Annotated in this window: 11 protein-coding genes; 5 read left to right on the forward strand and 6 right to left on the reverse strand. The window is 52.4% G+C overall.

Annotated elements, in window-relative coordinates:
• The 6 genes from Q7U71_01665 to Q7U71_01690 all read right to left on the reverse strand — a co-directional run.
• Window positions 1–910 (reverse strand): HigA family addiction module antitoxin (locus tag Q7U71_01665; GenBank protein ID MDO9390460.1); only part of this gene is annotated, 910 nt, incomplete at its 3' end.
• A gap of 19 nt (window positions 911–929) precedes the next feature.
• Window positions 930–1,238 (reverse strand): killer suppression protein, encoded by a 309-nt coding sequence (locus Q7U71_01670; protein MDO9390461.1) that lies wholly within the window; start codon window positions 1,236–1,238, stop codon window positions 930–932.
• Between the two features lie 111 nt (window positions 1,239–1,349).
• Window positions 1,350–2,369, reverse strand: a complete 1,020-nt coding sequence (locus Q7U71_01675; protein MDO9390462.1) for a M42 family metallopeptidase — start codon at window positions 2,367–2,369, stop codon at window positions 1,350–1,352.
• A 15-nt stretch (window positions 2,370–2,384) separates the two neighbouring features.
• The gene (locus tag Q7U71_01680) at window positions 2,385–3,434 is read right to left on the reverse strand and encodes a Fic family protein (protein ID MDO9390463.1); all 1,050 of its coding nucleotides are present in this window, start codon (window positions 3,432–3,434) and stop codon (window positions 2,385–2,387) included.
• A 475-nt stretch (window positions 3,435–3,909) separates the two neighbouring features.
• Entirely contained in the window at window positions 3,910–4,800 is an 891-nt protein-coding gene (locus Q7U71_01685) for a PorV/PorQ family protein (protein ID MDO9390464.1), read from the reverse strand.
• 130 nt (window positions 4,801–4,930) lie between these two features.
• Window positions 4,931–6,943 (reverse strand): T9SS type A sorting domain-containing protein, encoded by a 2,013-nt coding sequence (locus Q7U71_01690; GenBank protein ID MDO9390465.1) that lies wholly within the window; start codon window positions 6,941–6,943, stop codon window positions 4,931–4,933.
• Window positions 6,944–7,263: 320 nt separating this feature from the next.
• On the opposite strand from Q7U71_01690, the gene Q7U71_01695 reads away from it, so the two are divergent.
• The 5 genes from Q7U71_01695 to Q7U71_01715 all read left to right on the forward strand — a co-directional run.
• Window positions 7,264–8,244: a MoxR family ATPase gene (locus Q7U71_01695; GenBank protein ID MDO9390466.1), complete on the forward strand. Its 981-nt coding sequence runs from the start codon at window positions 7,264–7,266 to the stop codon at window positions 8,242–8,244.
• A 117-nt stretch (window positions 8,245–8,361) separates the two neighbouring features.
• Window positions 8,362–8,835: a flavodoxin gene (locus Q7U71_01700; GenBank protein MDO9390467.1), complete on the forward strand. Its 474-nt coding sequence runs from the start codon at window positions 8,362–8,364 to the stop codon at window positions 8,833–8,835.
• 189 nt (window positions 8,836–9,024) lie between these two features.
• Window positions 9,025–10,323 carry a hypothetical protein gene (locus Q7U71_01705; GenBank protein MDO9390468.1) on the forward strand — a complete coding sequence of 433 codons (1,299 nt, stop codon included), beginning with the start codon at window positions 9,025–9,027 and terminating at the stop codon, window positions 10,321–10,323.
• Between the two features lie 63 nt (window positions 10,324–10,386).
• Entirely contained in the window at window positions 10,387–11,391 is a 1,005-nt protein-coding gene (locus tag Q7U71_01710; protein MDO9390469.1) for a hypothetical protein, read from the forward strand.
• 147 nt (window positions 11,392–11,538) lie between these two features.
• A partial coding sequence (locus tag Q7U71_01715; GenBank protein MDO9390470.1) for a glycogen phosphorylase occupies window positions 11,539–11,822 on the forward strand: 284 nt, incomplete at its 3' end.

The following is an 11,822-nucleotide window of genomic DNA, read 5'->3' on the forward strand; positions in this document are numbered from 1 at the left end:
CCTTTGTGGGTATAAGCATCTCTGCAGCAAAATCGTCCGCTTCCTGTTCTTTAACGTTAACTTCATGATCAAGTTCAATAAAAATTCCCTTTTTCCCGTGCAGTAATATGTGGGCTACTTCATGAAAAAAAGTAAACCACAATATATCATTCCTTTTATGCCGCAACGAAAGCTGAATAACCGGTTTTTTATCCAGCCAGTAAGTTGCACCATTTGCCCTTAATTTCGGCAATTCCCGAACGTAGACCACAGAAACACCGCTGTCCGCACAAAGATTCACTATGTCTGTCCAAACAGCATCATCTGCTCGTTGAGTAAATTCACGGATTTTAAATATGGTCTTTTTGAATTTACTTTTATTAAAAGAACCGCATTCCATTTCAGCAGAATCTATCTCGCCCTTTCTCAACCATGCGGTTAAAGCCCATTTATCGGCAGTAAATTTATCGGTTTTTCTCCAAGCCACGCTGGCGGCGCCAGCTTTATCAATATTTTTTAAATCTGATACGCCAAAATACACCTGGAGTTCCCGTACAAGATTGGGTTTATCCTGCTGTTGTTTTATCCAACCATACTCTACCATATGCCGGACTGGTATGCTTTTAAGTATATCTTCCTGTTCTTTCAGGGACTTAATTTCTTTTAACCGGGCTATTTGCTCGCGATAATTGTTCTCCAAATTAAGCCAAAACGAAGCCGGCTGGCCTAGTATTTTTTCAAACTGAATTGCAGTCTCGGGCGTAATGGCCGCCTTGCCGTTAATGATCTCGTTTATCGTCTTGACCGGCCTATCAGCCCTACTAGCTAAATCGGATTGGGACATACACCGATTCTCAAGCAGTTCTTTTACGGTTTCTCCCGGCGCTACAGCATAATCCGGGTTGTACCTATGATATTTTTGTGGAGCCATTATAATCAAATCAAAAAGTTTAATGATAATCGGTTATATCGGTAACGACTATTTCCGTTACCTTTTCCAGGTCAATACCGCCATTACCTTTTAAAGGAACCGGATCATGGGCCGGCTTAAACAATAAACGAAAGGGTTGTTTAACATCAACAGCAAAAATTCCTTTTTTATTACCAGTTAACTCATGCCGTCTTGCCGGTGGCGTAGTAGGTACTTGGGATAAGTTTTCAAACGCCCGTAACTCCTGCAAACGTTGCATGATCTTTTTACCGTTCTCGGGGCCATAAGTTCGGACTATTTCTTTTTGGCTGTCTAATGTTTTTGCCAAGCTGTTGTTTTTAAAGTATACTATCATTTTCAGTAAATGTCAAGTGTTTTATTAACCCTAAAGGTTAAATAATTAATGACCATTTTTACTTTAACTATAGTTGACCTCTTTCTACTTCAACGTATCATTTATATACGCCATCAGCAGGTCCCTGGCCGCGTTCAGCCCCTTCAAATGCGTCCGCTCCATTCCGTGGCTGGCGCTCACCCCCGGGCCTATCAGCCCCACCCTAATATCGTACCCGGCCGCCAAGGCCGCCCCTCCGTCCGAGCCGTACAGCGGGAAAACATCCAGCCGGTGGGCAATGCCGTGGGCCGTGGCCAGACGGGAGATCTTCTGCCTCATGGCATAATCATACGGCCCGTTGGAATCTTTTACGCAGATGGAGACCGCCGTCTCCACCCCGTCCACCTTCTCGCCCACCACCCCCATGTCCACCACCAGCATCTCGGCGGCCATTGCCGGCACCCCGGCCGAGGCCCCGTGGCCCACCTCCTCGTAGTTGGAGAAGAAGAATGTCACCGGCAGTTTTTCCAGCTCCTTGGAACCCAGCGCCAGCAGGGCGTCCAGCATGGCGGCCGAGCCGGCCTTGTCGTCCAGGAACCGGCACTTGATGAACCCGGAATCGGTGTATTCAAAACGGGGGTCAAAGCAGATGAAGTCCCCGGTGCGGATCCCCAGCTTCTCGGTCTCCTCTTTCTTGGTGACCTCGGCGTCCAGCCGGATGTGCATGCTGTCGGTCTTGCGCTCGGCCTTGTCCGCCTCCTTGTTGACGTGGGCCGCCGGGTTGTTCAACAGCAGGGTGCCCCGGAACTTTTTGTCCTCGGAGGTGATGATGGTGACATACTCGCCCTCGAACGAAGCCAGCACCGGCGAGCCGATCTTGGTGAAGGCCAGGGAGCCGTCGCTGTTGATGCCGCTGACCATCAGGCCCAGGGTGTCCACGTGGCCCGAGATCACCAGCCTGGGCGCCTGGTGGTTCCCGCACAACAGCCCGCCCTTGTTGGTGCGCCGGGCGGTTATGCCGTTCTTTTGGCACAGCTCAGTGATGTGGTCCATCACCGCGCCGGTATAGCCCGATGGCGAGTGAATGGCCTCCAGGTCCTTCAGCAATTGGACGATGCGTTCCATGGTGCTCCTTTTTAGCTAAAGATTACTGCTATTTTTCCACGGCAGGAAAGCCAGTATGGTTTCTTTCTTGGCTCTTACCCCGTCTGCTGTCCGTTCTATCAGGTTCATTTTTTCCAAGGCATTCAGATCGCGTTGGATCGTTTTATATGTTTTGCTGGCGTAGTCCCTGGCCAGCCGGGGCGAAAGTTCGGCGATCTTTTGGGGCGGCACCGGCTTTTCGGAATGGGAAATATCCAGGACCAGGTTTCTCTGCCGGATATCGGAACGGCTGATCCTGCTGTGAAACATGTCATGGACGTAATTTTCCCAGGCAACATCCCATTGCTGATTGCGGATGCGTTCCAACTGTTCCCTTAAACCGTCAACAAACCCCTGCGCAGCGTAAGACAAAAACGGAATGATCTCACCGCCGGTCTTGCTGGCCGAATCAAGCTGGTGGTAGTATTCGGTGCGGGTCTGGTTGTAGTGATTGCTTAGTAGATGGGCAGCCGGGGTGGGCACTCCGGCGGACAATAGTATCTGAAATTCCACCAGGCGGGCGGTGCGTCCGTTGCCGTCGCCGAAAGGATGTATCCAGGCCAGGTAAATATGAGCCACTACGGCCTTGATGATGGCATAAACCGTCTCCATGCCTGCTGCAGGTTTAAAGTCATCGCTGTTCAGCCACTGACATAAGCGCTCCAGCAGATGCCCGCAGTCTTCGGCCGGCGCCCCTCGGTAAACATTACCCACCACCACCGAGTGCGCCCGGATCTCGCCCGGCACAACATCCTTCTCCAGCGTAAGTTTATTCAGCACCTGCCGGTTGAATTCTGTTATTCGTTCCGGAGTAAGCTCAACCACGCCGTTACGCAAACGTTCGCCTATCTGATTGCAGGCCGTAATTATATTTTCCACTTCCTGGGCCAGATATTCTTTTGAGGGCGGCAGTTTAAGCGTGCCGTCCATGTGCTGTAAGACCTGTTCTTCCGACAAGGAATTGCCCTCTATGGCGGTGGTTGCGGCCACTCCTTTTGCCAGGTAGATCAGATGCATCTCCTTGGCTGTTTGGGGACGCAATGGCACACCGGCTATATGTTCGCATTTAGATGAGGCCTCGCCTAGCGACATCCATAATTGCGGCAGAGTTGGGCGAAGGTCTATGTTGAATTTTATCCAAGGATGTGTCGTAATATATGTCCTCATACATGTCCTTTAATATGTCCACTGTAAACACAATATTATCATATTGTTATATTGATGTCAATATATATTTTGTCCATATATATGTCTATATATTTAAGCCTCTTTTCAATCCAAAACATAGTAAGATCAAAGATGAAAAACTTGTTTTTAAATATGCTTTAAGCATACTACCAAAGAAGGACAAAATCAAGCAAAATAACCAAGCCGCCCCGGTGTCTTGTCCGCCGTAGTCCCGCCAAAGCGAGACGAAGGAGGATTCCGGAGGCGGCTGTTAACGAAAAGGAGGGAACTACAAACTACTAAACGTATTCACATCGTAATTACACAATTAATTTTATTTTTGCCTTTTGATTTTTTATTTTCTATATCCCAGAGTGATCATGTGGGTCGACCCGATCTCGTCCCCCGGGATCATGGCGTAATCCACCGAGATCCCGCTGACATTTACCCCCAGCCCGAACCTGAGCATGGATAAGAATCCCTGGTCACGGTCGGTCTTAAGTCCGGCGCGAAGACTGAGATACTTGGGCAGGTTATATTCCGCTCCCAGTCCCACTGACGGCATATCGTCCAGGGGAACATCCAGCGAGAACACAGGCAGTAGCGGCAGGTTGTAAAAGTAATAGCTGCAGCCCAGCGAAAAGGTGATGGGCAGGCCGGCAGACTCGTCCACGAACTTGGGGCCGGACCCCAGGTTCTTAACCGCCGCCCCCAGGGTGAAGCGGTTGAATTTTTTGATGGCGCCCAGGTCCATCATCACCGAAGTGGCCGATTCCTCCTCCAATGACTGGCTGGCCAGCTTGAGCGAGGCCCCCAGATGCATCTTCTGTTTGACGAAGCGCCGGGCATACGTGGCGGCAATGCCCAGATCGGTGCCGTTGAAGGTGGTTTCGTTGCGGGCGTACTGGTCCAGCCCCACCATGTCGCCGTAGTTGAAATGGGTGACGGACAAGGCCACCGCGTTTTTGCCAAAACTCATTCCCCCGGCCAGGTAGCCGTAATACATGTCCAGATAGGTGGGCGCCATGCTGGCGGTGAAGGCCATCGGGCCCAGGTCGGCCACCCCGGCCGGGTTCCAAAAGCCGCCGTAGATGTCGCCGGATACGGCGGTGTAGGCCTCGCCCATGGCGGTGGGCCGGGCTCCCTGGGGCAGGGTTAAAAAGACGGCTGATTTGTCGCCCGGGGTCAGGGCCCAAAGCTGGGCGGCAAAAAGCAGCAGCACGGTTGAATAAAATATTTTTTTCATGATCTTCATTCTCCATTTATTTTCTGATGAAACTTACGGATCCGCAGATTTCACAGATTTTGCAGATTCAACTATATGATTTACCCCTTTATTTTTTATCTGCGTAATCTGCGGATAGAAATATCTTCGGTTATCGGATTATGGCTATCTTGCCGGTCTTTTTTGCCCCCTGGGGATTGGTGACGGAATAGATGTACACCCCGCTGGCGGCTTTGGCGGCCCAGGTGGCCAGGCCGTCGCCGTTGGTCTCGGCTATCTCTTCCACCAACCGTCCCTTGATGTCGTAGATCCTGATGGTGGCCAAAGACGTCAGCCCTTCGAAGTTGACCACGGTATGCCCGATATAGGGCTTGAAAGGATTGGGGAAGACCCTGAGATTCTCCAGGTCGGCGGCCGCGGTCGGGCCCTGGACCACGATCCGGATGGAATCGGTGTCCACCGTCAGGTCGTTGCCCACCGCCCGCAGTTTGGCGTAGCCCACGTAGCGCCCGGCCGGGGTTCCCTCGGGAACATACAGGGTCACGGTGACGTCCAGGGTCTGCCCGATGCTCAGGGCGGGGAACGAGGCCGGGGATTCAATGAATCCGGCGCTTAGGGTCAGCGAGGGATTGTCGACATTGTGCAGGGTGATGCCGTTGGCCGTCAGGCTGTCTATCACCGCGGTGCTGGGGCCGTCCAGGGAATCGGGATTGATGCCGCTGGTTGTGTTGACTATGCTGAAACTGCGGGAGACATAGGCCGGCCCGGCCGGCAGCACGCCGAAGTTCAGGCTGTCGCCTGCGGCATCCAGCAGGTCGGGGAAGATGTCCAGGTCCACCTGGCTGACCACCACATGGCCGTGCCGGGAGTAGATGTTGCCGGTGGTGTCCTCTATCAGGTCGCGCCAGACCAGGAAGAAATTGGCCACCGAGTCGATGTTGGTGATGGCCACCGCCGGGGGATAGAAGATGTTGCCGAAGTTGGCCCCGCTGTTGCCGGTGTAGGTGTCGAACATCTTGTAGGACGGGGTGAACTGGTTGACTGTATCATTGAAGGCGCACAGCCTGAGCTCGAACAGGGAATCGGTGGATCCCAAATTGGAATGCCAGACCACGATCATGTTGCCGGTGGTCTGGTCGATGGCCATCCGGGGCCGGTAGTTCCAGGTGCCGGACAGGGTGTCGCTGACCCGGACGTTGGCCGAGAAGGCGGCCGAACTGTCGGCCTTCTGGCTGAAGAACAGCACCGGCTGGGCGTTGGAGGCCGCCACCCCGGTTCGGGTGTCCTCCCAGATCACCATGGTCTTATTGTTGATCCGGTCGATGGTGGGGTTCTGCATCCGGGCCACGTCGCCGTTGTCGTTGATCATGGCGTCGGTGCCGAAGGTCAGGCCGTAGTCGCCGGAGCTGTTGCAATAGATGTCGCACTGGGGATCGTTGGTGTTGCCGGAATTGGACTGTTCGTAGGTCACGAACACCTTGCCGCTGTCGTCGGTGACGATGGCCGGGTGCTTGGCGGCCTTGGTGGAATCGGTGTTCACCCGGACCATGCCGGTGAAGTTGGCGTCCCTGGTCAGCGAGTAGGCCATCCTGATCTTGGTGGCGGTGGTGCCAAAGGCCTCGGTCCACACCAGGTACAGCAGGCTGTCCCTGGGATCGACCGCGATCCGGGGCAGGGGGCCGTAGTTGTTCTGGTCGTCCTTGTTGTTGTTGACCCACACTCCCTTGACGGTATCCGGCTGGCTGAAAGTGTTTCCGCCGTCGGTGGATTTGGACAGGTATATCCGCCATTTGGTGTCGGGATATTTCACCTGCCAGGCAATGTAGATGGCGCCCGAAGCCCCCTTGACCATCCAGGGAAAGACGTTGTCCAGGCTGTCGTTGCAGACCACCACGTTGGGCCGGGAATATGTGGCCGCCAGGTCGGTGGATCTGGCGAAGTATATGGCGTGGTTGCCGTCGTTGTCCCGGTCGTCCTCCCAGACGGTGTAGACCCGGGGATTGGCGGCCAGGCTGTCATCGATGATGGTGTAGGGATGGATGGCCTCGTGGGGGACGCTTCCAGTGGCATCGTCCACCCGCACCCGCGGCCCCCAGCTGATCCCCTGGGACCAGGCAATGGCTGGGAACAGTAACATAATCCAAAACAACTTTTTGATGTGCATGGCGATAACTCCTTGTTGGACAATTAGTGATATAGGATTAGAGTAACAAAGAATGCCTTCCGGTTCCCGAAAAATGAAGATTTATTACAACACTATGACGGACCGGCCGGCTGCCGATAAAATACTGATTTTATGATTGACTTATAGCATTTAAATCTGATAGACTAATAACATAGCTTATTCTGCCCGTGAATAAGCTATGCAAATCCTAAATGATAATATCTAAATCCTAAAGTCTTTGTTTTGAGTTTTATTTTTAGGAATTGGATATTGTTTAGTTTTTGTGATTTAGAATTTAGCATTTTGAAAGGCCTGATATTTTGGACAAAAAGAACGACCTCCAGGCGGTGGAAAGCCTGGCCTCAGCCAAAAAACAGATCGAAACCGAGCTGTCCAAGGTCATAGTGGGACAGCAGGCGGTGATCGACGAGCTGTTGACCGCCCTGCTCTGCGGGGGCCATGTGCTATTGGTGGGCGTGCCCGGCCTGGCCAAGACCCTGATGATCAACACCCTGGCCCAAAGCCTTAACCTGAGCTTCAACCGCATTCAGTTCACCCCGGACCTGATGCCCTCGGACATCACCGGCACGGACATCATCGAGGAGGAACAAGGCAGCCGCAAGCGGTTCTTCAAGTTTCTCAAGGGCCCGGTGTTCGCCAACATCGTGCTGGCCGACGAGATCAACCGCACCCCGCCCAAGACCCAGGCCGCTTTGCTTCAGGCCATGCAGGAGCGCAAGGTGACGGCCGGGGGCAACACCTTTATATTGGACGAGCCGTTCTTCGTGCTGGCCACCCAGAACCCCATCGAGCAGGAGGGCACCTATCCCCTGCCCGAGGCGCAATTGGACCGCTTCATGTTCAACACCCTGGTGGATTACCCCTCGTCCGATGAAGAAGTGCAGATAGTGAAAAGCACCACCTCGGCCTACCAGGCCAGCATCAAGCCGGTGCTGTCGGCGGCGGAGATCGTGGCCCTGCAGCAGCTGGTGCGCCGGGTGCCGGTGGCCGACAGCGTGGTGGAGTTCGCGGTCAGCCTTTGCCGCCGCACCCGCCCCAAGACCGCTGAGTCGCCGGATTTTGTAAAGGAGTACGTGGCCTGGGGGGCCGGCCCCCGCGCCTCGCAGTACCTGATCCTGGGCGCCAAGGCCCGGGCCATCCTGGAGGGCCGGCTGGCTCCGGGGATTGAGGATGTAAGGGCTTTGGCCCTGCCGGTGCTGAGGCACAGGATCATCACCAACTTCAACGCCGAGGCCGCCGGGGTGGATTCGGTGGAGATCATACACCGGCTGCTGGGGTAACGCTGCCCACGAAAGGACACGAAAAGGACAAATGAAATAGGAAATAGGAAATTATAAAATCATTTTGTGTCTTGGTGTCTTTGTGGCAAAGAAAATATACTTTAGAATGGAGATACAATGAAAACATTAGTGGTCTATTACAGCCGCACCGGGTTCACCAAGAAGCTGGCTCTGGCCCTGGCGGCCAAACTGCAGGCCGATACTGAAGAGCTAGTGGACAACACCAGCCGGAAGGGCATCATGGGCTGGCTTAAGGGCGGCCGGGATGCCGTCAAAAAATTCATGACCGTGATCTCCCCGGCCCAAAAGGACCCGGCCCAGTACGACCTGGTGGTGGTGGGCTCGCCGGTCTGGGCCGGCACCATGGCTCCGGCCTTAAGGACCTACCTGACCCAGCAGAAAGCCAAGGTCAAAAAGTCGGCCTGTTTCTGCACCATGGGCGGCTACGGCGACCAGGGGCTTTTCTCCCAGGTGGAGGATATCCTGGGGCAAAAGGCTTTAGCCACTCTTACGGTCAGGACCAAGCAGGTGGCCGGCAGCCAGTATGCCGCGGAGCTGGACAGGTTCGCGGAGCAGATCTCGAGGCAGTGACTTGTGGTTTCTATCCGCAGATTTCACAGATTTTCACAGATTTTTTCTATTCAAGCTAATATTTTTAGCAAAAATAAAATCGTTATCATCTGCGTTAATAGTTCGGTTGCCACTCACTACAACGTCTGTGGATAAAGGTTCCTAAGTAAGTTAGATAATCATTTATCAATAATCCAACAGCTAAAGACTATGCCGGCACAAGAAGGTTCCAGGCGGGCCTGGGTGGTCTCGGTGGACATGGGCTATGGCCATCAGCGGGCCGCCTATCCCCTTAACGAGATCGCCAACGAGCGGATCATCACCGCCAACAACGACCAGATCATCTCGCCCCGGGAAAAGAACATCTGGGAGTGGAGCCGGATCGGCTACGAGACCGTCTCCCGGCTAAAGTCCATTCCCGGCATCGGGCCGTTCATCTTTGGGCTGTACGACAAACTGCAGGCCATCGCCCCCTTCTACCCTTTCAAGGTGGATTACCGGCCCACCGCCACGGTGCTGAGGACCAAGAAGATGATCGAGAAGTGGGGCCTGTGCTCCAGCCTGATAGACTACGTGAAAAAGGAAAGCCTGCCATTCATCGCCACCCACTTCATCCCGGCCCTGGCCGCCGACTACCTGGGGATGCAGCGGGTCTACTGCGTCATCACCGACACCGACATGAACCGGGTCTGGGTCAGCAAGAACCCGGCCGAGTCCCGGATAAACTACCTGACCCCCTCCCGCCACGCCTCCATGCGCCTGCGCCAGTATGGGGTGCCCGAGGACCGGATAACCATGACCGGCTTTCCCCTGCCCCGGGAGAACATCGGGGGCCGGGACCAGTCAATTTTGAAGAAGGACCTGCTGGAGCGCCTGCCCACCTTGGATCCCAACAACCGGTTCATCTCGGCCTACCGCGAGGTGATCCATAAATATTTGGGCGATGTCAAGGAGAAGAGCAAGCGCCCGGTGACCCTGTGCTACATGGTGGGCGGGGCCGGGGCCCAGACCGAGATCGGCATCACCATCGTCAGATCGCTGAAGAAGAAGATCGAGCAGGGCAAGGTCCGGGTGACCCTGGTGGCCGGCACCCGGCTGGACGTGGCCAGTTATTTCAAGCAGGAGCTTAGCGCCATGGGCTGCGACTGCGAGGGCCGCTCCGGCATCAAGGTGATCTACGGCCTGGACAAGCGGGCCTACTTTGCCGCCTTCAACCAGGAACTGCACGAGACCGACATCATCTGGACCAAGCCCTCGGAGATGTCCTTTTACACCGCGCTGGGACTGCCCATCATCATCGCCCCGCCGGTGGGGGCCCACGAGAAGTTCAACCAGGAATGGCTGGAGCACATCGGCTCGGGCTTTTTGCAGGAGGACCCCCGCTACGTGGACCAGTGGCTGTTCTACGTGCTGGAGAGCGGGCGCTACGCCGAGGCCGCCTGGCACGGGTTTATGAACGCGCCGGGGCTGGGAACATATAAGATAGAGGATGCGTTGTTCGGGGCATAGTAAATTTATACAAAATAGTTGCGTAAACACATTAGTTAGCAGCAATTAAATTGAGAGAATAACATGTTAAAAAAAATATTGTTTATTGCAGTGCCTATTTTGCTGTTATTCGTGACCATAACGATACTTTTCACAAAAAGAGATACCCCCTTCACAAATAATCAAATTAAAACAGATAGTATCCCTTTAATTTCTAAAATTGAATGTGCCGTTGACACATCTTTGTATCCAGATTCAATTTTATTCAGCAGATGGATCGGTGACTTTTCTAATGGCAAAATAACTTTCATAGCAAATGATTTAAACGATAAATACGACGTTAATGATACTATTAATAATTATTCGGATTCTTCATTGCTGAAGAAAAACAACGTTGTATGGGTTTGCTTGCCTTGGTGTAACCCGATGAGGGCGTTAATTGACTCTATCTACAGAGACCGTAGCTACCCTGAATATCTATATAGCTATTTTTACAGAGCTAAAATAATAAGTGCTAATTACCCTTCATATAGAAAGGGTGATTTAATTTCCAGAGGTCCTGGTTTAGTATATTTAAAAAAACCACCAAATTACTTCCCGTTAGATACATTGAAAATACGGAATTTGAACCCCGATGAGCATACTTTCTTTAATAACTGGTTAGAAAAGGAATATGGAACATTAAGCAAAGCATTTGTTGAGTCAGTACAAGTAAACCGGAATGTAATACATCTAGACTCGTTAAAAACGTCAAAAGAAATACTTAAATTATATTATCCGCCCAAGAATAAATATTATTATGTCGTTAATTGTTATTACAATTACAATTATCCCTTGGGTATTTGTTTTCTATCTTTAGCATATATCGAAAACAATCAAATAATTACTGTTTATAAAAATGTGAAATTTAGCATCGGTGATATATTTATGCCTATAAAAATTAATGCGCTTTGTAGTTATACTACAAATAACACAGCCGTAATGTTGGTTTATCACGATCTTGATGATATGTTTTCATATGATACTTATATTTTTTATCCTGACTCTGACAAGATAGAATTATCTAATGATTTTATACCCCTTTTTTAATAAACCGCTGCTTTTAATATTTTACGGCAGCTGACCGCCTCGACTGTACCCGATAGAAATTTAATGTATGCTCATCGCCTTCATCAAAAAGCTTAAAGTTAAAGGCTGAAAGCATACAGCTTATAGCTTATAGCAGTAAGGACACAGATGCCCGACCACGAAAAAAATAACTCCTACCCCGTCACCCGGCAGGGCCTGGACAAGAACTCCATCAAGCGCTCCTTCGGCGACAACCTGACCTTTGGCCTGGCCAAGGACCAGTACTCGGCCACCGAACGGGACTACTTCACCAGCCTGGCCCTGACCGTGCGGGAGCGGCTGGTGGAGCGCTGGATCAAGACCCAGCAGGCCTACTATCATAGCGATGCCAAGCGGGTCTACTACCTTTCGCTGGAATTTTTGATCGGCCGCCTGCTGGGCAACAACCTGCT

Source organism: bacterium (genome assembly GCA_030655055.1).
GTDB lineage: Bacteria > Edwardsbacteria > AC1 > AC1 > EtOH8 > UBA5202.

What these genes read in the sequence shown, in the direction of transcription:
- Q7U71_01675 (MDO9390462.1), bottom strand. Translation starts at nt 2,369, where the DNA reads ATGGAACGCATCGTCCAATTGCTGAAGGACCTGGAGGCCATTCACTCG.
- Q7U71_01685 (MDO9390464.1), bottom strand. Translation starts at nt 4,800, where the DNA reads ATGAAAAAAATATTTTATTCAACCGTGCTGCTGCTTTTTGCCGCCCAG.
- Q7U71_01690 (MDO9390465.1), bottom strand. Translation starts at nt 6,943, where the DNA reads ATGCACATCAAAAAGTTGTTTTGGATTATGTTACTGTTCCCAGCCATT.
- Q7U71_01700 (MDO9390467.1), top strand. Translation starts at nt 8,362, where the DNA reads ATGAAAACATTAGTGGTCTATTACAGCCGCACCGGGTTCACCAAGAAG.
- Q7U71_01705 (MDO9390468.1), top strand. Translation starts at nt 9,025, where the DNA reads ATGCCGGCACAAGAAGGTTCCAGGCGGGCCTGGGTGGTCTCGGTGGAC.
- Q7U71_01710 (MDO9390469.1), top strand. Translation starts at nt 10,387, where the DNA reads ATGTTAAAAAAAATATTGTTTATTGCAGTGCCTATTTTGCTGTTATTC.